This is a genomic window from Thalassolituus hydrocarboniclasticus (assembly GCF_025345565.1).
Lineage (GTDB): Bacteria > Pseudomonadota > Gammaproteobacteria > Pseudomonadales > Oceanobacteraceae > Venatoribacter > Venatoribacter hydrocarboniclasticus.
In genome coordinates, this window is sequence record NZ_CP054475.1 from 2,526,622 (window position 1) to 2,548,452 (window position 21,831).

Annotated in this window: 19 protein-coding genes; 6 read left to right on the top strand and 13 right to left on the bottom strand. The window is 54.9% G+C overall.

Features of this window, described 5'->3' with window-relative positions; translation table 11 throughout:
• Nucleotides 1–14: 14 nt before the first annotated feature.
• The 13 genes from pyrF to gyrA all read right to left on the bottom strand — a co-directional run bounded on the left by pyrF (nt 15) and on the right by gyrA (nt 15,044).
• A complete protein-coding gene (gene pyrF / locus HUF19_RS11255) occupies nt 15–752 on the bottom strand; it encodes an orotidine-5'-phosphate decarboxylase (RefSeq protein ID WP_260996723.1) in 738 nt (245 codons plus the stop codon).
• Nucleotides 749–1,927, bottom strand: a complete 1,179-nt coding sequence (locus HUF19_RS11260; RefSeq protein ID WP_260996724.1) for a hypothetical protein — start codon at nt 1,925–1,927, stop codon at nt 749–751. Before HUF19_RS11260 ends, pyrF begins: the two co-directional genes overlap by 4 nt.
• Nucleotides 1,928–1,933: 6 nt before the next feature.
• On the bottom strand, nt 1,934–2,215 hold the full coding sequence (locus HUF19_RS11265; RefSeq protein WP_260996725.1) for a LapA family protein: 282 nt from the start codon (nt 2,213–2,215) through the stop codon (nt 1,934–1,936).
• 26 nt (nt 2,216–2,241) lie between these two features.
• Entirely contained in the window at nt 2,242–2,535 is a 294-nt protein-coding gene (ihfB, locus tag HUF19_RS11270; RefSeq protein ID WP_260996726.1) for an integration host factor subunit beta, read from the bottom strand.
• A gap of 47 nt (nt 2,536–2,582) precedes the next feature.
• Nucleotides 2,583–2,804, bottom strand: coding sequence for a hypothetical protein (locus HUF19_RS11275; protein ID WP_260996727.1), 222 nt, complete (start codon nt 2,802–2,804; stop codon nt 2,583–2,585).
• A gap of 213 nt (nt 2,805–3,017) precedes the next feature.
• Nucleotides 3,018–4,700, bottom strand: coding sequence for a 30S ribosomal protein S1 (gene rpsA / locus HUF19_RS11280; protein WP_230330859.1), 1,683 nt, complete (start codon nt 4,698–4,700; stop codon nt 3,018–3,020).
• A 168-nt stretch (nt 4,701–4,868) separates the two neighbouring features.
• Nucleotides 4,869–5,552 carry a (d)CMP kinase gene (cmk, locus tag HUF19_RS11285; RefSeq protein WP_260996728.1) on the bottom strand — a complete coding sequence of 228 codons (684 nt, stop codon included), beginning with the start codon at nt 5,550–5,552 and terminating at the stop codon, nt 4,869–4,871.
• Nucleotides 5,553–5,562: 10 nt separating this feature from the next.
• The gene (locus HUF19_RS11290) at nt 5,563–7,812 is read right to left on the bottom strand and encodes a bifunctional prephenate dehydrogenase/3-phosphoshikimate 1-carboxyvinyltransferase (RefSeq protein ID WP_260996729.1); all 2,250 of its coding nucleotides are present in this window, start codon (nt 7,810–7,812) and stop codon (nt 5,563–5,565) included.
• Nucleotides 7,809–8,936, bottom strand: coding sequence for a histidinol-phosphate transaminase (hisC, locus tag HUF19_RS11295; protein ID WP_260996730.1), 1,128 nt, complete (start codon nt 8,934–8,936; stop codon nt 7,809–7,811). Before hisC ends, HUF19_RS11290 begins: the two co-directional genes overlap by 4 nt.
• A 42-nt stretch (nt 8,937–8,978) precedes the next feature.
• A complete protein-coding gene (pheA, locus tag HUF19_RS11300) occupies nt 8,979–10,070 on the bottom strand; it encodes a prephenate dehydratase (RefSeq protein WP_260996731.1) in 1,092 nt (363 codons plus the stop codon).
• A gap of 52 nt (nt 10,071–10,122) precedes the next feature.
• Nucleotides 10,123–11,217, bottom strand: coding sequence for a 3-phosphoserine/phosphohydroxythreonine transaminase (serC, locus tag HUF19_RS11305; protein ID WP_260996732.1), 1,095 nt, complete (start codon nt 11,215–11,217; stop codon nt 10,123–10,125).
• A gap of 78 nt (nt 11,218–11,295) precedes the next feature.
• A complete protein-coding gene (locus tag HUF19_RS11310; RefSeq protein WP_260996733.1) occupies nt 11,296–12,399 on the bottom strand; it encodes a GNVR domain-containing protein in 1,104 nt (367 codons plus the stop codon).
• A gap of 8 nt (nt 12,400–12,407) precedes the next feature.
• The gene (gyrA, locus tag HUF19_RS11315) at nt 12,408–15,044 is read right to left on the bottom strand and encodes a DNA gyrase subunit A (protein ID WP_260996734.1); all 2,637 of its coding nucleotides are present in this window, start codon (nt 15,042–15,044) and stop codon (nt 12,408–12,410) included.
• A 521-nt stretch (nt 15,045–15,565) separates the two neighbouring features.
• On the opposite strand from gyrA, the gene HUF19_RS11320 reads away from it, so the two are divergent.
• The 6 genes from HUF19_RS11320 to HUF19_RS11345 all read left to right on the top strand — a co-directional run bounded on the left by HUF19_RS11320 (nt 15,566) and on the right by HUF19_RS11345 (nt 21,819).
• The gene (locus HUF19_RS11320; protein ID WP_260996735.1) at nt 15,566–16,900 is read left to right on the top strand and encodes a TRZ/ATZ family hydrolase; all 1,335 of its coding nucleotides are present in this window, start codon (nt 15,566–15,568) and stop codon (nt 16,898–16,900) included.
• Between the two features lie 31 nt (nt 16,901–16,931).
• On the top strand, nt 16,932–17,651 hold the full coding sequence (gene ubiG / locus HUF19_RS11325) for a bifunctional 2-polyprenyl-6-hydroxyphenol methylase/3-demethylubiquinol 3-O-methyltransferase UbiG (RefSeq protein ID WP_145470215.1): 720 nt from the start codon (nt 16,932–16,934) through the stop codon (nt 17,649–17,651).
• A complete protein-coding gene (locus HUF19_RS11330) occupies nt 17,648–18,340 on the top strand; it encodes an HAD-IA family hydrolase (RefSeq protein WP_260996736.1) in 693 nt (230 codons plus the stop codon). The genes ubiG and HUF19_RS11330 overlap by 4 nt, the downstream gene beginning before the upstream one ends.
• 66 nt (nt 18,341–18,406) lie before the next feature.
• Nucleotides 18,407–19,150, top strand: a complete 744-nt coding sequence (locus tag HUF19_RS11335; RefSeq protein ID WP_260996737.1) for a YciK family oxidoreductase — start codon at nt 18,407–18,409, stop codon at nt 19,148–19,150.
• 204 nt (nt 19,151–19,354) lie between these two features.
• A complete protein-coding gene (locus HUF19_RS11340; RefSeq protein ID WP_260996738.1) occupies nt 19,355–20,488 on the top strand; it encodes an aminotransferase class V-fold PLP-dependent enzyme in 1,134 nt (377 codons plus the stop codon).
• Between the two features lie 374 nt (nt 20,489–20,862).
• Complete coding sequence (locus tag HUF19_RS11345) at nt 20,863–21,819, top strand: GGDEF domain-containing protein (protein WP_260996739.1); 957 nt, start codon at nt 20,863–20,865, stop codon at nt 21,817–21,819.
• Nucleotides 21,820–21,831 lie beyond the last annotated feature (12 nt).

The window sequence follows — 21,831 nt, forward strand, 5'->3', positions numbered from 1 at the left end:
CCGTTCCAGAAGCCTCAGCTAAGGCCTGCGAGAATCCGCTCACAGGCAAGGGCCGGATCGGCCGCCTGGGTTATTGGCCGGCCAATAACCATATAATTAACACCGGCATCCAGCGCCTGACGAGGAGTTAAGACACGGCGCTGGTCTCCCTGCTCCGAACCTTCCGGACGAATTCCTGGCGTTACGGTCAGAAATTCTTTACCGCAGGCCGCACGGATCAGATCAACTTCCTGAGCGGAGCATACAACACCATCAAGACCTGAGTTTTCGGTTAATTTTGCCAGACGCTCAACCTGTACTCGCGGCTCAATATCAAGGCCAATATCAGCCAGATCCGCACGTTCCATAGACGTCAGTACCGTTACGCCGATGAGTAATGGTTTATGCGTTTTTTTGTCAATTTCGTTGCGTGCCGCTTCCATCATGCGACGTCCGCCGGAGGCATGAACATTCACCATCCAGACACCTAAATCGGCAGCAGCCGCAACGGCTTTGGCGCAGGTGTTGGGAATATCATGAAATTTGAGATCGAGAAAAACTTCAAAGCCAAGCTTATGCAGGGCTTCGACAATGGCCGGGCCTGCAGCGGTAAAGAGTTCTTTGCCTACTTTTACGCGGCACTGATGCGGATTAAGCAGCGCGGCCATTGCCAGAGCCTGCGTCTGATCGGGGTAATCCAGGGCAACCACAACAGGAGAGCTGACAGAGCGGATAGAACCTGCATTGTCAGCAGAAAAAGATTGTTTATTCATAAATCGAGCTTCGCTTTTGGCAACTGCGGAACAAAGGAATGAATGGTTGACCAGTCTTTACAGCTGGGACAACGCCAGTGAAATTCTTTGGCCTTAAAACCACAATTTTTACAAACGAACTTAGGCTCGTTTTCAACAATGCGCCGCAGAATATCATACACAACCAGCAACTGCGACTTGTCGAGCTGCTGTCTGTGACGCACCACTAACTCAACCAGCGCAAAAAAACCCAGGTTGGATGGCTGTGCGGCCAGCTCTGACAATAACGTTGTCATCGCCTGTTTTATTCCCTGATTTTTAACTTCGCATTCAGCTTTTGACACCAGAGCAGGAACATATTGTGTCGCCTGCCACTGTCTGGCCAGATGCGTTAACAAACCATTGTCATCATCCACCTGATGAAAGGAATCCACCATGCGTTCCAGCACTGTCACAATTGCCTGACTGTCAACATCCACCGCCTTCAGGTAACAGCGTATGGCTTCGCGCGGCTCTTTCTGGCCGTAAGCCATATCGCCCAAAACAACAAAGGCGCGGGCACAGCGGTTGTCTATTTTTAATGCCTGACGGCACAATTGCTGGGTTTCGAGAAAATCACCCCGGGCAGACGCATCTTCCGCCAGCTCGCACACCGCATGGGCAATACGCTTATTAAGCGTCGTGTTGCCAACCAGTTTTTTCTCGCGGAACAGATCAAGAATGCGCTGCCACTCACCCTCTTCTTCATAGAGTTCAACCAGATAACGCGCAGCCTGCTCCTGCACCCGGCCACGGGCTTCCAGCAACTCTACAAACAGCCGTTCTGCACGGTCCAGCAGACCGGCATAGGAATAATCAATGGCCAGTTCCAGTTCGAGCTGCATCTGTGTATTACGGGCCAGATCGGTGCGGGCGAACAGTGCCTGATGCAGGTGAATCGCGCGGTCTACTTCGCCCTTCTCACGCAGGGAACGCCCCAGCTTAAGGAACAGATCGATCGCATCATCATCCAGTTGCGGAATATTCAGGAAGCGCTCAAGCGAAGCATCATTGGCTTCGGCCAGCAGGAATTCGACACTGGGAATCCAGTCCGGAGGGGAATCTTTCTTAACCTGGCGGGCAAAGCGGTAACCCAGTGTCCAGCCGATAGCAATTCCCAGCAGTAGCAGCACATAAACCAGTGCAGAATCCATCATAAGTGCCTATGGCAGTTTGTTCAGGCGTTGCTGGGTGTTGGCGAGTTCTTTGCGCAGTTGGCGCATCTGCAGTTTCTGACGGGCATTGATCATGATGCCACTGATAAGGCCTGCAACCACGCCCAGCAGCAGTACAGCACCAAGCCACAGTGAGACAGGCAGCGCAACCGGATTGCCAAACAGAAAGTTCAGTTCAACCAGCAGACTGTTCTGCGCGGCAAACGCAAGGGCATAGGCCAGTACAACAACAAAAAGTACAACACTCAGGCCTACTTTCAGCGTTTTCATAGCATCGACTCCATAAGCCGGAATACTTACTCTTCTTCCGGGCTGTCATTCACCTGATCACGCAGCTCTTTGCCGGGCTTAAAGTGAGGAACAAACTTGCCTTTCAGATCGACCGTTTCGCCGGTCTTGGGGTTACGCCCCATGCGCGGTGCGCGGTAATGCAGCGAAAAACTGCCAAAACCACGAATCTCAATCCGCTCACCTGACGACAGGGTCTGCGACATATGATCCAGCAAGGTCTTAACCGCCAGCTCGACATCTTTCGATGACAACTGCGGCTGGCGACTGACGATTTTTTCTATCAGCTCAGATTTTGTCATGGCTTTTCCCTCCTTGAGAACGAAGCATGGCAATAAACCTAGCCAAATCATGCAGTTAGCTCAACCCTTTTGCAAGTGTTGATTGTTTGTACAACACTTTCCGCGTCCTTTTGACCAAAATCTGTAACAAACAGGGATAAAGCAGCCAATATCTGCGCTGCAATGGCCGTATTGATCCTCTGTGAGCGACGGCCACAGAGCGCAGGCATCACAGCTTTGTCAGAAACAAAGCTTAACGCACGCAGTGCGGCCCGCAGGGTGCCGGCCATGGATGGTCAGGCATCAAAGCTCTGTCAGGAACAAAGCTTAACGCACGAAGTGCGGCCCGCAGGGTGCCGGCCATGGATGGTCAGGCATCAAAGCTCTGTCAGGAACAAAGCTTAACGCACGAAGTGCGGCCCGCAGGGTGCCGGCCATGGATGGTCAGGCATAAAAAAACCCGCCGAAGCGGGTTTTTTCAGATCAGCTTAACTCAGCAAGACTTAGTCTTTCTGGTTCAGCTGCTCTTTGATCAGGTCACCAATAGTGGTAGGACCAGTCATTTCGGCATCAGCCTTAGCACGCTGTTCTTTCAGAGCCGCTTTGTCTTCTGCGCTGTCTTTTGCTTTAACAGACAGGCTGATAGCGCGGTTCTTACGGTCAACGGCAGTGATCACAGCTTCAACCGCGTCACCTTCGTTCAGCACGTTACGGGCATCTTCTACCTTGTCGCGGCTGATGTCAGAGGCTTTCAGAGTGCCTTCAACGCCAGGAGCGATTTCAATGATAGCGGCTTTAGCGTCTACAGAGATCACTTTACCGGTGATCAGAGTGCCTTTGTCGTTTTCAGCTACGTACTCGGAGAACGGATCGCTTTCCAGCTGCTTAACGCCCAGAGAGATACGCTCACGCTCAGGATCGATAGACAGGATCACAGTTTCCAGTTCGTCGCCTTTCTTGTAGTTACGAACGGCTTCTTCGCCGCTGTCGTTCCAGGAAATGTCAGACAGGTGAACCAGACCGTCGATGCCGCCATCCAGACCGATAAAGATACCGAAGTCAGTGATGGACTTGATCTTACCGGAGATCTTGTCGCCTTTGTTGAACTTGGTACCGAACTCTTCCCATGGGTTCATGGTGCACTGCTTGATACCCAGGGAGATACGACGACGTTCTTCGTCGATGTCCAGAACCATAACTTCGATTTCGTCGCCAACCTGAACCACTTTGCTTGGGTGGATGTTTTTGTTGGTCCAATCCATTTCGGATACGTGAACCAGACCTTCAACACCCTCTTCCAGCTCGGCGAAACAGCCGTAGTCAGTCAGGTTAGTTACGCGTGCTTTAACACGGGCGTGCTCTGGGTAACGCTCGTTGATGTTCACCCATGGATCATCACCCAGCTGCTTCAGACCCAGAGAAACGCGGTTGCGCTCACGGTCGAACTTCAGCACTTTAACGTCGATTTCATCGCCAACAGCAACGATTTCGCTTGGGTGCTTGATGCGCTTCCACGCCATGTCAGTGATGTGCAGCAGGCCGTCAACACCGCCCAGATCTACGAAAGCACCGTAGTCGGTCAGGTTCTTAACGATACCTTTAACAGACTGGCCTTCCTGCAGGTTAGCCAGCAGTTCTTCGCGTTCCTGGCTGTTAGCAGCTTCCAGAACGGCACGACGGGATACAACCACGTTGTTACGCTTGGCATCCAGCTTGATAACTTTGAATTCCAGCTCTTTGCCTTCCAGGTGCAGAGTGTCGCGTACCGGACGTACGTCAACCAGGGAACCTGGCAGGAAGGCACGGATGTTTTTCAGATCAACAGTGAAGCCACCTTTGACTTTACCATTGATGATACCCATAACCATTTCGTCAGCTTCGAAGGCTTTTTCCAGCTCAATCCAGCTTTCTGCGCGTTTCGCTTTTTCACGAGACAGGCGGGTTTCACCGAAACCATCTTCAACGGCTTCCAGGGATACCTGAGTGGTGTCGCCGATAGCAACTTCCAGCTCGCCTTTTTCATTCAGGAACTGGCTGCGTGGGATAACAGCTTCAGATTTCAGGCCAGAGTTAACGGTAACCCAATCGCTGTCGATATCGACAACAGTACCGGTAACGATGGAACCTGGCTGCATGTCCAGTTCTTTAAGGGATTCTTCAAATAATTCTGCAAAGCTTTCGCTCATGCTCATGAGTATGTACCTATCTCGTTAAGGCGCGCTTCCGTGGGGTAATTAATGGAAGACAACGCGTACCAAATGGCCAGACATTCGGGGTTAGTCAAACATAAAAACCTGTGCGTTTTCTCATTTTCCCGCCGCGGGGACAGAGCCGGCTAACGCACCGGTTTCATCTCAGATCAGTCCTGTAGTACGGACAAGATTCATAACCTGATCGCATACTTCCTCAATGCTCATTGAGGTGCTGTCGATCAGCACAGCATCTTGCGCGGGCTTCAATGGGGCGACAGAACGGTTGCTGTCACGCTCATCGCGAGCTCGGATGTCTTCGATAAGGGCGGGTAAACTAGCACTAAATCCCTTTTCAAGCAACTGCTTGTAACGGCGCTGACCGCGTTCTTCGGCACTGGCGGTGAGGAATACCTTGACCGGTGCATCCGGGAAAACCACCGTACCCATATCGCGGCCGTCGGCAATGACACCCGGAGCTGTGCGGAAATCACGCTGGCGCTGCAATAATGCATCGCGTACCGCCGGTAATGCCGCCACCTGAGAAGCCAGGCTACCGACTTCTTCGGTGCGGATTGAATCGGTCACGTCATCCCCTTCCAGGATAACCCGCACGCCTACCGGAGTCGGTTCAAAACGCACATCCAGACTGCCGGCGACCGCAGCAAGCGCCGCTTCATCATCCAGTTTCAGGCCTTTGCGGCTCGCAGCCAGACCGGTAATACGGTACAGCGCACCGCTGTCGAGCAGCTGCCAGTTCAGCACCTGCGCCAGACGGGCACACACGGTGCCTTTACCGGCACCGGACGGGCCATCGATTGTAATTACGGGGGCGGCGGACAGGTTCATCAAAACTCCTTTATTCAGCAGCTGGCTTGCTGATTACATCCATCTGCAGACCGGCATTATTGGCCAGACCAACAAAGTCCGGGAATGAGGTCGCGACGTTGGCGCAGTCGAGCACGATGATCGGCTCGGCAGCACGCACGGAAGCAATAGCAAAACTCATGGCGATACGGTGATCGTGATGGGTAACAATTTCACCACCACCAAAACTGCCGGCAGCTCCCATCCCCTGAATGATTGCGCCGTCTTCGGTACCTTTGGCATCCACACCCAGGGTGATCAGACCATCAATCATGGCCTGAATACGGTCGCTTTCTTTTACCCGCAATTCTTCTGCACCGGTCAGAACGGTTTCGCCTTCGGCACAGGCGGCGGCAATAAACAGCGCCGGGAATTCGTCGATGGCCAGCGGCACCTGATCTTCCGGAATATGAATACCTTTTAACTGCGCACTGCGGATACGGATATCCGCCACCGGCTCACCGCCCACTTCGCGCTCGTTCAGCACCTCAATATTGCCGCCCATAGCGCGCAGAATATTGATTACACCAATACGGGTCGGGTTGATGCCCACGTGTTCGAGGGTGATATCGGAACCTTCGGCAATGCTCGCGGCGACCATAAAGAAGGCTGCCGATGAGATATCCGCCGGCACATCAATGCTGGTTGCGGTCAGTTTGCCGCCGGACTGCAGCGTTACCGTACTGCCATTAACCTGTACGTCATAACCAAAGCCTTTCAGCATTCGCTCGGTATGATCGCGGGTTGGCGCAGGCTCAGTCACCGAGGTTTCGCCTTCGGCGTACAGACCGGCCAGCAGCACACAGCTTTTTACCTGGGCACTGGCCATCGGCAGATCGTAGTGAATGCCTTTCAGTTTACCGGCACCATGCACTTTGATTGGCGGACGACCGGCTTCGGCGGTTTCCACCACTGCACCCATCAGTTTCAGCGGATCGGCCACACGGCCCATCGGACGCTTGGACAGCGACTCATCGCCGCTCATTTCCACATCAAAATTCTGACCGGCCATTAAGCCCGCCAGCAGACGCATAGAGGTACCTGAGTTACCCAGATACAGCGCATTCGGTGGTGGCTGCAGACCGTGCAGACCAACGCCATGAATGGTTACCCGGCCACGGTGCGGACCTTCGATCACCACGCCCATATCACGGAATGCCTGCAGCGTTGCCAGGCTGTCTTCCCCTTCAAGGAAGCCACTGACTTCGGTCGTGCCTTCCGCCAGCGAGCCCAGCATGATGGAACGGTGGGAAATGGATTTATCTCCGGGAACACGGAAACTGCCGCTCAGCGAACCGGCAGGTGATGCGATATAAGTAACAGATGCGGTTTTCATAGGTTCAACGTAGGCCCTGCGGGCGAGTATTTTAGAAAAATGGTCGCGCGCCACTTTAGCACGGGTCAGCACCCCCATCACCGTGGTGGTGTCTTCCTGCTCGATCGCGCTGCGTAAAAAATTCAGGTCGTGCTGAAACAGATCCAGGGTTTTCAGAATCTGCTCTTTATTGGCGGAAAAAATATCACGCCACATCACCGGGCTGCTGGCAGCGATGCGGGTAAAATCGCGGAAGCCGCCGGCGGCATAGTTAAAGATTTCTTTGTTTTCGTGGCTGTTGGCCAGGGTATCGACCAGCGAATAGGCCAGCAGATGCGGCAGATGACTGGTCGCCGCCAGCACTTCATCGTGATGACTGACCGCCATATCCTCAACATCCGCGCCCACCGCCTGCCAGGCGGCACGCACCAGACGCAACGCTGCTTTATCGGTATGTGCCTGCGGCGTGATAATCACTTTATGGCGAACATACAGATGTTCATCGGCGGCGCTCACCCCGCTGCGCTCAGAACCGGCAATCGGATGGCCCAGCACAAAGCGACCGAAGTCAGCGCCAAACACGGCTTCAACATCACCGGCCACCGAGCCTTTCACCGAGCCAACGTCGGTCAGCACAGTAGCGTCACCGATGGCTGCGGCAATATCCTGCAGCACCTGACGCACGGCCAGAATCGGCACCGAAATAATCACCAGATCCGCGGCGCGCACCACCTCGGTGATATCACTGCTGAATTCATCAATCAGGCCAACGTCCAGCGCCTGCTGCATCGAATCCAGATTGCGGTCGAAACCGGCAACCTGACCGACACAGCCGCGCACGCGCAAGCCTTTCACCCAGGAACAGCCGATCAGACCGAGGCCAATAACGGCAACCCGGGGAATAAACAACGTCGCTTTTCTGCTCAAGACAACACCGCGGTCAAAGCACTGATAAAAGTGGCATTTTCGGCCTGGGTTCCAATAGAAACGCGCAGATATTGCGGCATCTCGTAGTTCGCCACCGGGCGCACAATCACCCCTTTTGCCAGCAGTTGGTTGTACACATCCATCGCACCCATAGCCTCCGGCACACGGAAGGCAATAAAGTTACCAACCGATGGAATAAAACTCAGCCCCAGCGCCTCAAACGCTGCGGTCAGTTGCTGCATACCGGCCTTATTCGCCGCCACACTCTGTGCCACATAATCGTCATCAGACAACGCCGCCGCTGCGGCCGCCAGCGCAAAGGAATCAACGTTAAACGGCGGACGTACACGGTTGAGCAAGTCGGCAATCTGCGGGCTGGAAATACCATAACCCACGCGCAACGACGCCAGACCATAGGCTTTGGAGAAGGTACGGGTAATAACCAGATTCGGATAACGGCTCAGCAGCTGAATACCATCGGGATACTCGGCTTCATCGACGTATTCAAAATAGGCTTCGTCGAGCAGCACCAGTACGCGCTCCGGCACCTTATCGAGGAACGCCGTCAGTTCGTCTTTTGTCAGCCAGGTGCCGGTCGGGTTATTCGGATTGGTAATAAATACGATGCGGGTTTTATCACCGATCAGTGCCAGCATGGCGTCGAGGTCGTGGCCGAAATCTTTCGCCGGCGCCGCCAGGGTACGGGCGCCAACCATGCGTGCGACCAGCTCATAAATGGCAAAGGCGTGCTGTGACACCACGATCTCATCGCCGTCATTGACAAACACACGGGTAATAAAATCGAGAATATCGCTGGAGCCGTTACCCAGAGTAATCTGCTCTGGCGCAACCTGATAAGCATCGCTGCTCAGTGTATTGCACAGGGCTTTTTTCAGCTCAAAACCGGCGCCATCCGGGTAGCGGGTAAGATCCGCCAGTTCCGCCTGAATGGCCGCCAGTGCTTTCGGGCTTGGGCCCATTGGATTTTCGTTACTGGCGAGTTTAACAATGTCGGCTTCTTTCAGGCCGAGCTCGCGCGCCAGTTCATCAATAGGTTTACCCGGCTGATAGGGCATCAGGCCACGAACGCCTTCCACTGCCAGCTGCTGAAAATCGACTGCCATAGTGCCTGCCTTACAATGCGTTAATAGGGAAGAAAAGCCGGCTTAAAGCACGGCTTTCGGATAGGAGCCCAGCCATTTGAAATCCAGCGCGACATCGCGCAGATCATCAATTAACGGCGCGATGCTTGCGTCGTGGCGGTGACCTTCAAAATCGATAAAAAATACGTAATTCCAGGTACCGCTGCGTGCCGGGCGGGTTTCAATCCGGGTCAGGCTGATACCGGCCTTATGAAACGGCTCCAATACCTGATACAGCGCACCGGGCTGGTTGCGGCTGGATACCAGTACCGAGGTTTTATCATCACCGCTCGGCGTGGTTGCCTGACGGCCAATAATCAGGAAACGCGTGGTGTTATCCGGACGGTCTTCAATATTGGCCGCCTGAATCCGCAGCTGATACAACTCCGCCGCCGCTTCACTGGCGATGGCTGCTGCATTGGCTTCTTTGCTGGCGCGACGTGCCGCTTCGGCATTAGAGCTGACGGCAATGCGCTCAACATTAGGGTAATTCTGATCCAGCCAGCGGCGGCACTGCCCCAGCGACTGGGCATGGGAATAAATGCGTTCTACCGGCTCAGCATCGGCTTTCACCAGCAGATGATGATGAATGCGCAGCGTTACTTCGCCACAGATCTGCAGATTGGAGTCGAAGAAACTGTCGAGGGTATGGGTTACCACGCCCTCGGTAGAGTTCTCAACCGGCACCACACCATAGTTAGCGGCACCGCTTTCCACTTCGCGGAATACATCGGCAATCGACACCTGACCGCGACACTGCACCGCATGACCAAAATGTTTCACCGCCGCCTGCTGAGTGAAGGTCCCTTCCGGCCCTAAATAGGCCACCTGCAGCGGCTCTTCCAGCGCCAGACACTGCGACATGATTTCGCGGAACAGTCGCGCCATGGCCTCATCCGGCAGCGGCCCCTGATTACGCTCCATCACTTTGCGCAGCACCTGAGCTTCACGCTCAGGCCGGTAAAACACCACAAGCTCGCCGGGCGATGCGTATTTCTGCTTAACCTCTGCCACCTGCTGGGCGCAGTTGGCGCGCTGGTTAATCAGGTCCTGAATCTGCTGATCCAGTGAATCAATCTGCTGACGCAGCTGATCCAGCTCTTGTGCTTCGCTCATAGTGTTCTGCCGTTTTCTGTCTGTTTAGCCATGATCTGCAAGCCTGCGCTACTTAGCCGTGACGCTTGGCGAAATCACCCATAAAGCCGATCAGGGCATCAACCGCCTGCTCCGATACCGCGTTATAAATAGAAGCACGCATACCACCGACGCTGCGGTGACCGGCCAGATTCAGCAGACCAGCCGCTTCACTTTCCGCCAGGAAGGTTTTATCCAGCGCAGCATCGGCCAGGGTGAAGGGTACGTTCATGATGGAGCGGTTTGCCTTCGCCACCGGGTTGGCATAAAAATCGTTGCTGTCGATAAAGCCGTACAGCTTCTCAGCTTTGCGACGGTTAACCGCAGCGATTGCCTCCAGACCGCCCTGCTCTTTCAGCCACTCGAACACCAGGCCAGCCAGATACCAGCTGTAGGTTGGTGGCGTGTTGTACATGGAGTCGTTATCGGCACAGACCTTGTAATCGAACATGGTTGGCGTACCGGCAATGGTGTTACCCAGCAGGTCTTCACGCACGATCACCACACACAGACCGGCCGGGCCGATGTTTTTTTGCGCACCGGCATAGATCAGACCGAATTTGGACACGTCCAGCGGCTCGGACAAAATAGAAGACGAGAAGTCAGCTACCAGCGGCTTATCGCCCACGTCCGGAATGTAATCGAAGGCCACACCACCGATGGTTTCGTTCGGGGTGTAGTGCACGTAACTGGCATTGGCGCTCAGCTGCAGTTCGCTCTGAGTGGGTGCCGAGGTGAATTTGTTGTGCTCAGTCGAGGCAATCACATTCACCTGACCATAACGCTGCGCTTCGGCGATGGCTTTAATCGACCACTGCCCAGTATTCACATAATCGGCCACGTAATCGGCAGCGGACGCACCACGGAACAGGTTCATCGGAATCATGCTGAACTGGCTGCTGGCGCCGCCCTGCATGAACAGCACTTTGTAGTTGGCCGGAATCGCCAGCAGGTCGCGCAGATCCTGCTCGGCTTTTTGCGCAACCGAGACATAATCCTTACTGCGATGGCTCATTTCCATAATGGACAGGCCTTTGCCATGCCAGTCCGCAATTTCCTCACGGGCACGTTCCAGAACCGCCGTTGGCAATGCCGCCGGCCCCGCACAGAAGTTATACGCTCGACTCATTTTGCTTTGAACTCACTGATAACAAAAAGGCGCGGCTTTGTTAAAGCCGCACCGGAAATAGTTACTCTTTTCTGCCGTTTATAAACGCGGCGTCAGCATCGCGGCCAGACGGCCACGCCGGCTGCCACGTTTTGATTTGCGGCGGCGAACATAAGCCGCAGCCAGCAAGGCGAACATTGTTCCCGCCATTAATCCCAGCGCTCCGCCTAAGGCAATAATCAGCTGCTTACGGGGTTTAACCGGTTTTAACGGTAATACCGCCGATTCATCCAGCTGCACAAAGCGCACCCGATCCCAATCGATCCTGGCGTCTTCCAGATTCTGAATTTTCCATGTCAGCTCTGGCAGCCCGGCAATATAAGCATCTTCATTGCGTTCGCCACGGCCACGTAATTGCGCAAGCTCAGCATTAAGAGCGGTCTGCCCCATCATAAACAGCGGCGGCTGAGCGCTCAGCACCACATTATTAGAGGCCGCATAAAAAGGCTGCTGTTGCTTCACCGAAGCAGCAATAGACGCAGCTTCCTGCAGCGTTAAAATCCGCTGATTTTTATGCGCATGATATTGAGTGCGCAAGCCATCGGCCTCCAGACGCAGCGCATCCAGTATCGATTGCCGGCTTAATTCAACGGTATTGCGCACTTCATCTAGGTAACTCTGCAGAACAAAATCACTGAAGCGGTTCAGCAATGCCGTTGCCCATTCTGCATCGTTTAACTCAAATTTAATCGTCAGATGCACATCGGTATCTTTGGCGCCCGGATCAACATAAACAAAGCGCTGGGCAAAGCGGCTGAAATTCTGCTCTGCGGTCAGTGCCTGATCATAAATCAGCGCAGACAATGCCTCATTCTGTTCACTTAACAGCTGCTCGTAAAAGGCTCGCTTGGTATTACCGGAGCGGGCCAGTGCACGAACCTCTTTAAAGGCATCTTCACTGCTGATTGAGAACACGTCCTGCAGACGCGGTTGATTAACCGGCAGCAAATCCACCTGCGCGACCTGTTTATAAACGATTTGCGTCTGATAAACCGGCGTCGCGTTATAGGCATAAGCCGCTGCCAGACAAAGAGCAACAACCACCGTGCCCAGCAACCAGTACCATTTATCCTTAATGTCATCGATGAGATCGAAAATATCGATCTCATCGTGATTCACCGGGTGCGGTGTCTCAACACTCATTCCTTTGATTATTCCTCTTCAGTATCAGCAGAGCCGGAAGTGCTGTCCTCTGCAACTGCAGCCTGAGCCTGTTCCGCAACGACTTCACCTTCCAGCAGATCGTCTTCATCTTCTTCGGCATCGCAGATGCGCTCAACGCCGACCAGTTTTTCTTTCTCGGACACTTTAATCAGGGTCACACCCTGAGTGTTACGACCCAGTACAGAGACCTCGTTCACACGGGTACGGACCAGCGTGCCCTGATCGCTGATCAGCATCACTTCATCGCCTTCGAACACCTGTACCGCGCCGACCAGAGGGCCGTTACGGTCGCTGGTGACCATGGCGATAACACCCTGAGTGCCGCGGCCTTTGGTCGGGAATTCAGTCACGTCGGTGCGCTTACCGTAACCACGCTGGGAAGCGGTCAGGATAGTGCCGCCCTCTTCCGGAATAATCAGCGAGATAACGCGCTGACCATCGCCCAGTTTGATACCGCGTACACCGCGGGCAGTACGGCCCATGGCACGCACATCGGATTCTTTAAAGCGTACCGCTTTACCGGCATCGGACAGCATCAGAATGTCTTTGCTGCCGTCAGTAATAGCGACACCCACCAGGTGATCGCCTTCGTCCAGTTCACAGGCAATCAGACCGGAAGAACGCGGACGGCTGAACTGATCCAGCGTGGTTTTCTTCACGGTACCGCGTGCTGTCACCATAAAGACATAACGGTCTTCGCTGTATTCTGTGACCGGCAGAATAGCGGTAATGCGCTCGCCTTCTTCCGACATATTCAGCACGTTCACAATCGGACGGCCCTTGGCATTACGGCTGGCCTGCGGAATATCGTATACGGTCAGCCAGTACACCTTACCGGCGTCGGTAAAGCACAACACGGTGTCGTGGCTGTTGACCACCAGCAGACGTTCAATAAAGTCTTCATCTTTAACCGAGGTGGCCGACTTACCTTTACCACCGCGCTTCTGCGCCTGGTAGGCATCCATCGGCTGGGTCTTGGCATAACCACCGTGCGACAGGGTCAGTACCAGCGTTTCTTCCGGAATCAGGTCGGCCATGGTCAGGTCGCGCTTAACCGCCATAATTTCGGTCTTACGGGCATCACCGTATTCTTCACGCACCGCTTCCAGCTCTTCGCGGATCACCTGCATCAGGCGATCGGCGCTGCCCAGAATTTCCAGATATTCGGCAATTTCGGTCAGTTTCAGCTGATATTCTTCAATCAGTTTTTCGTGCTCAAGGCCGGTCAGTTTCTGCAGACGCAGATCCAGAATCGCCTGTGCCTGAGCCGGTGACAGATAGTAGTTACCATCGCGGAAACCGTATTCTTCCGGCAGATCATCCGGACGGCAGGCATCCGGGCCGGCACGTTCCAGCATATCCAGTACATCACCCGGCGCCCACGGTGTGGCAATCAGATTTTCTTTCGCTTCGGCAGCCGTCGGGGATTTTTTGATCAGCTCAATCACCGGATCAATATTCGCCAGTGCCAGCGCCAGACCTTCCAGCAGGTGACCACGTTCACGCGCCTTGCGCAGATCGTAGATAGTACGGCGGGTCACCACTTCACGGCGGTGCTTAACAAAGGCTTCGAGCAGTTGCTTCAGGTTCAGGATTTTTGGCTGACCATCAACCAGCGCCACGGTATTGATACCGAACACGCCCTGCAGCTGAGTTTGGGCAAACAGGTTATTGAGCACCACTTCCGGCATTTCGCCACGGCGCAGTTCAACCACAATACGCATACCGTCTTTATCCGACTCGTCGCGCAGTTCGGTAATGCCTTCCAGCTTCTTCTCTTTAACCAGCTCGGCGATCTTTTCGATCAGACGGGCTTTGTTCACCTGATACGGGATCTCGGTGAAAATAATCGATACCTTGCCGTTACGCTCATCTTCTTCAAAATGATGACGCGCACGCAGATAAATACGGCCACGGCCAGTGCGGTAAGCTTCAACAATGCCATCACGGCCATTAATAAAGGCACCGGTCGGGAAATCCGGGCCCGGGATATATTCCATCAGCGCATCGACATCCAGTTCCGGATTATCAATCAGCGCCAGACAGCCGTTCAGAACTTCGGTGAGATTGTGTGGCGGAATATTGGTTGCCATACCCACCGCGATACCGGACGAACCATTGACCAGCAGGTTCGGGATACGGGTCGGCATCACCGCCGGAATCTGTTCAGTGCCGTCGTAGTTAGGCACCCAATCCACGGTTTCCTTGTCGATATCAGCCAGAATGTCATGGCTGATCTTTTTCATCCGCACTTCGGTATAACGCATCGCCGCCGCAGAGTCGCCGTCGACCGAACCGAAGTTACCCTGGCCATCGACCAGCGTGTAACGCATGGAGAAGTCCTGCGCCATCCGCACGATGGTGTCATACACCGCAGAGTCACCGTGTGGGTGGTATTTACCGATCACGTCACCGACCACACGCGCCGATTTTTTGTAAGGCTTGTTCCAGTCGTTACCGAGCACGTTCATCGCATGCAGTACACGACGGTGTACGGGCTTAAGGCCATCGCGTACATCCGGCAATGCGCGCCCTACGATTACGCTCATGGCGTAATCGAGATACGACTGCTGCAGCTCGTCTTCAATGTTAATCGGAAGAACTTCTTTGGCTAACTCACCCATAGATACTCGGCCCGTGTTCTGCGGATCACCCTTTTATGGTCATTTTCAGGTGATTCTGTCCTTGTTGTTGACCACCTCCCCGGATGCACAAGGCTCTGTGCTGACACCGTCCGGACGAGGCTGCCAATAAAGTGCCGAATCATACCATAAATCAACAAGATACCTAGGGACCCTCTGAATAACTCTGCACAGCTCTGCGCGAGTCCCGCAGCTCGTCAGAACAAGACGGCGAACGCAGCGAAACGACAGATCCTTTTCAAATTCGCCAACACAATTCTGGTGGGCTGCTGGCCGCGCCCGTTGGGGATTACGGGGAATCCCTGACTCTTTGTCGCCGATTTTTGACTTGACCCGCCAGGCCTGCAAATCGGCTTCTTGATTCAGAAACACCCCGCAATCCAGAGCGGGCACCGAGTTATTCAGAGGGTCCCCAGCGAGTCCGGCAATCCCCTGAAGACGAGACGGGAGAGGTCGGCACGTTTATAATGCCAGCCTTTATACGCACCGGAGAGAACCGAGCCATGCAGGCCGACCTGAGAATTAATGCCCGCTGGGTGATTCCGATGAACAGTCAGCAGAGCGGCGGCCAGACCAGCAACGCTGCCAGCCTGCTGCATCATCAGGCGGTGTTTATCAAAGATGGCCGGATTCTCGCCGTGCAGGATCAGGCAGCTGTTAGCCACGAGGCCACCGAAACCCTCGACCTGCCTGACCACGTGTTACTTCCCGGGTATGTGAACGCTCACGGCCACGCGGCGATGTCATTGTTTCGCGGTATGGCCGATGACCTGGCCTTAATGACCTGGCTGCAGGAACATATCTGGCCGGCCGAAGGACGCTGGGTGGATGACGCCTTCGTGCGTGACGGTACCCGACTTGCCATCGCCGAGATGCTGAAGTGCGGCACCACGACCTATGCCGATATGTATTTTTATCCGGGCTCGGGGGTGGAAAGCGCCCTCGAAGCCGGTATCCGCAACGTCAGCTTTACCCCGGTGCTGGATTTCCCCACCAACTTTGCCCAGAACGCCGACGAGTACATCAAGAAAGCCCTCGCCGTGCGCGACAGCTATAAACATCAGCCATTGCTGACTCTGGGCCTTGGTCCGCACGCGCCCTACACCGTCTCCAACGGCCCGCTGCAGGAAATCACCACGCTGGCCGATCAGCTGGAGATGCCGATCCAGATCCATCTGCAGGAAACCGCCTTTGAAGTGGCGCAGAGCATGGAGCAGTTTGGTTGCCGGCCGACTCAGCGTCTGGCCGAACTGGGCTTTATGACCGAGCGTGTAAGCTGCGTGCACATGACCCAGATCAGCGCTGAAGACATCAGCGTCCTGCAACATAGCGGCGCTTCGGTGGTGCATTGCCCGGAATCCAACCTGAAACTGGCCTCCGGCTTCTGCCCGTCGGCACAATTACTGAACAGTCAGATTAATGTCGCCCTCGGTACCGACGGTGCCGCCAGCAATAACGATCTGAATATTCAGGGCGAAATGAAAACCGCGGCCATGCTGGCCAAAGCCGTCGCCGGCGACGCTGCCGCCGTCCCTGCCGCACAGGCGCTGTATATGGCGACGATGGGCGGCGCCAAAGCACTGGGACTGGACGACCAGACCGGCTCGCTGACCCCCGGTAAATGGGCCGATCTGCAGGCGGTGGATCTGTCACAGCTGGGGCAGCAGCCACTGTACGATCCGATTTCCCAGCTGGTTTACACCGACAGCAGCCGCGCCACCAGCCATGTCTGGGTCGCCGGTAAACTGCTGCTGAATAAGGGCGAGCTGACCACCCTGGACGAACAACAGATACAGCACAACGCCCGTCAGTGGGCTGACCGTATCCGCCAGTCCTGAACCAACGAATTACTTTTTGCAGGAGCCGAGCATGGAACAGACACAGAACGTTGATCGCGCCGAAATCGCCAAATTCGAAGCCCTCGCCTCGCGCTGGTGGGATCTGGAAAGCGAATTCAAACCGCTGCACGACATCAACCCGCTGCGCACCAATTACATCGACCGCTATGCGCCACTGGCCGGCAAAACCGTGCTCGACGTTGGCTGTGGCGGCGGCATTCTGAGCGAAGGCATGGCCAGCCGCGGCGCCGTGGTGACCGGTATTGATATGGGCGAAGCCAACCTCAACACCGCCAAACTGCACGCGCTGGAATCCGGCGTAAAGGTCAGTTATCAGTGCATTCCGGTGGAAGAGCTGGCGGCACAGCAACCGGAAAGCTTTGACGTAGTCACCTGCCTGGAAATGCTGGAACACGTACCGGACCCGGAATCCATTATCCGCGCCTGCTATCAGCTGGTAAAACCGGGCGGTCAGGTGTTTTTCTCCACCATTAACCGCAATCCGAAAGCCTATGCCTTTGCCATTCTTGGCGCTGAATATCTGATGCGCCTGCTGCCGGCCGGCACCCACGATTACCACAAATTCATCAAACCCAGCGAACTGACCCGCTGGTGCCGTAACGTGGGTCTGGAAGTGCAGCATATGACCGGCATGGTCTATAACCCGCTGACCAAAATCTACAAACTGAAAGACAACGACGTCAGCGTGAATTACCTGATGGCAACGCGTAAACCGGACAGCGCGGTATGAGCCTGAGCCGCCCCAAGGCCATCCTGTTTGATCTGGATGGCACGCTGGTCGATACCGCGCCGGATTTTTATGACGTGGTGAACGGCCTGCGCAAAGAGCTGGGTAAACCGCTGCTGGCCGATGAAACCATCCGCGAGCAGGTATCCAACGGTGGCGCCGCACTGACCCGTCTGACCTTTGATCACCCGGACCATGCCGGGCGTGATCTGGCCAGCGCAGCGCAGGAATTTCTCGACCAGCGGCAGCAGATTCTCGACCGTTATCTGCAGAACATCGGCCTGTTAAGTGGTTATTTTCCAGGCTTCGCGGAGGTGATTACCACCCTCGAACAGCAGGATATCCGCTGGGGAATTGTGACCAATAAGCCACGGCTGTATACCGAAGCCCTGCTGGCGAAACTCGCCATTACAGGTGATGTGGTGGTGTGCCCGGATGATGTCACAAAATCCAAACCCCACCCCGAGCCATTATTAAAAGCCGCCGCCGATCTTGGTTTGCAGGCCACTGATTGCTGGTATGTCGGCGACCATATCCGCGATATCGACGCCGCCCGCGCCGCCGGCATGCTCAGTATTGCCGCCACCTTCGGTTATATCGAAGCCGGTGATCATCCTGACAACTGGCAGGCCGACCGGCTGATTCATCAGCCGCTGGATCTGCTGAGCTTATTGCAGGCCAGCCACGGATAAAGCCCGGAACCGGATACGGCCGCGCGCCATTAACAACAACCCTATATACAGAAAAAAGGTAGACCGATGGAAACCGCCCCGAACTCACTGACAGGCCGCACTATTCTGGTAACCGGCGCCGGCTACGGCATCGGCCGGACGGCCGCCCTCACCTATGCCCGGGCCGGAGCCACCGTTTTACTGCTGGGCCGCACCCAGGAAGCGCTGAACGATACCTACGACCTGATCGAGGCTGAAAACCTGCCACAGGCCGCCGTGCTGCCCTTCGATCTGGAACAGCATGATGAAGATCCTTTCCGCCAGCTGGCCGAACTGATTGACGAAAACTTCGGCCATCTCGATGGTGTACTGCTCAATGCCGGCGTCCTCGGCCAGCGCACCAGCCTGGAAAACTACGACTGGAATACCTGGCAGAAGGTGATGCAGATTAACGTTAACGGCCAGTTCGCGCTGATGAAGCACCTGCTGCCTCTGCTGCGTAAGGCACCGGCGGATGCTTCAGTTATTTTCACCACCAGCAGCGTTGGCCGCGAAGGCCGTGCTTACTGGGGAGCCTATTCGGTCTCCAAGTTTGCCACCGAAGGCTTAATGCAGGTTATGGCGCAGGAACTGGAAAACACCAGCAACATCCGCGTTAACTGTATTAATCCCGGCGGTACCCGCACCAGCATGCGCGCCGCTGCTTACCCGGCCGAGCATCCGAGCAAAGTACCGGAAGCCGATACCATCATGCCGCTCTACCTGCATCTGATGAGTCCGGAATCCATTGGCACCCACGGCCAGAGCCTGGACGCACAACCGAAAAAATAATCCGTAAAGCCCGCCTCCCGCGCAGCACTGTAGTCACAGTTTAGTAACACTGTTTAGTATTACTGTTGCTGCAGCGGGTACGGTTTTTCCCGCTCCCCCCTCCGACTTTTGCCCAACCTGCTCTTTACCCCACCGTGCTTTTCCTGTCCAATCCGTCAGATATTACCGATTGATCAGAGCGCAGATGCGCAGGAGGCACACCGTATGGCTGGCTTACTTCCCACCCCCGATCCCGAAGGCCTGCTCGAATATTCCGTGGTATTTACCGACCGCTCTCTGAACCATATGTCCAAGCGTTTTCAGGGCGTAATGAATGATATTTCCGCCACCCTGAAGTCGGTTTATAACGCCGACGCCGTCGCCATCGTTCCCGGTGGTGGTACCTATGGCATGGAAGCCGTGGCGCGCCAGTTCGCTCAGGATAAAAAGACACTGGTAATCCGCAATGGCTGGTTCAGCTACCGCTGGACCCAGATTTTTGACATGGGCAATATTCCGGCCTCCAGCACGGTATTAAAAGCACGCCGCAGCGCAGACAGCGCTCAGATTCCGGCCCCCTTTGCGCCAGCGCCCATCGACGAAGTTGTCGCCACTATTCAAAAAGAAAAACCGGACGTCGTGTTCGCGCCCCACGTTGAAACCGCTTCCGGCATGATTCTGCCGGACGATTACCTGAAAGCGGTCGCCGACGCCGTGCATTCGGTCGGCGGTTTACTGGTACTCGACTGCGTTGCTTCCGGCACCCTGTGGGTCGATATGAAAGCCGTGGGCGTCGATATCTTAATCAGCGCCCCGCAGAAAGGCTGGAGCTCTTCCCCCTGTGCGGCATTAATCATGATGAATCAGGCTGCGCTGGATGTAATGGCCACCACCACCAGTACCAGCTTTGCCGCCAATCTGAAGCAATGGCATATGATCATGCAGGCCTACGAAAACGGCGGCCACGCTTATCACGCCACCATGCCAACCGATGCTCTGGCCAGATTCCGCGACACCATGCTGGAAACCAAAGCCTACGGTTTTGATAAAGTCCGGGACGAGCAGCTGGCCCTGGGCAAACGCGTACGCCAGATGCTGGAAAGTAAAGGCATTCACAGTGTCGCCGCCGAAGGCTTTAAAGCACCGGGCGTGGTGGTTAATTACACCAGCGACGCCGAACTGCAGAACGGTAAAAAGTTTGCCGCACTGGGCTTGCAGGCGGCCGCCGGTGTGCCGCTGATGTGTGATGAAGGTGACGATTACCGCTCCTTCCGCATCGGTTTATTCGGGCTCGATAAGCTGCACGATATCGACGGTGCCGTTACGCGCCTGGAAAAGGTTATCGACCAGCTTGTTTAATCCTGATCGGTGACTGTAGTCACCGGCAAGGATCGGCGGCAAGAGTAAGCGGCAATGATCAGCGGCATACCTCTGCCGCTGACCCGGTAAACTTACTACCTTCCCCCTAGACCTGATCACTTTATTACCAATTACTGCAGATAACCGATCCGTCCCGCAAAGTTTTGCCCGATTTTTGTCATTATTCTCTGACCAAGCAGTCATTTTATTGGCAAAAAATCAGTATGGCCTTTTGTCAAATTGCCAACATCCTGCCACCAAGACACAGAGTTAGTATCTAACACTTTGTTTTTTAAGGAAAAATATCCAATATAAATACTGGCACAGAAATCGCTTCTACTGATCAGGAATCATTTACCTGTATGAGGTAACTCATGGTCAGTCCGTTACACAGCAACGGCCGGGCAGAACTCCAGGACGACAAGATCGTTTCCAGTATCGGAGATCTGGCACCGAAGCCCGATATACGCCCGGAAGTGCTGCTGAAGCTGTCAGGCAAACTGCAGACAACATTAGAGCTGTCGCAACTGCTGGAAATTTTCTTTGAGGAAATCCAGCAAGCGGTACTGGTCGACGGCATCAGCTTCAGTCATAACGCCCAGAACCTGTTGCTGAGCTATGGCCGCAACAGCGTGCACAGTGCCAGCTATCGCCTGCAGACGCAGCAGGACTATATGGGTGATCTGGTCTTTCACCGCTCGACCCGCTTCCGTGAGCACGAACTGGCCAATCTCGAAGGCCTGCTGACGACGCTGGTTTATCCGATGCGCAACGCGCTGCGTTACCACGAAGCTCTGGCCGCCGCCTTCCGCGACCCGCTGACCGGCGCCGGTAACCGTGTTGCACTGGATAAAACCCTGCAACGGGAAATCGAGCTGACCAAGCGCCACGGACAGCAACTGTCGATTCTGATGCTGGATCTTGATCACTTCAAACTGGTGAACGACGAATTCGGTCACAGCATGGGCGACAAAGTACTGAAGGAAGCCGTTACCTGCATTACCGGTTGTATCCGCCAGACTGATATGTGCTTCCGCTATGGCGGCGAAGAATTTCTGATCATGCTCAGCAATGCCGAGCACGCCGGTGCATTGCGCATTGCCGAACGTATCCGCATGAGCATCAGTGCTCTGGATTTCAGTAATGACAAAGGCCGTTTACAGGTCACCACCAGCATCGGCTGCGCCACCCTGATGATGGAAGACAGTATGGAATCTCTGGTTCAACGCGCCGATAAAGCGCTGTATCAGGCGAAACGCAATGGCCGCAACCGGGTGATCTGCGATACCGACGATGAACTGGGCACACCGGCGTCAAAGAGTGTGTTGTGAATTGATAAAACA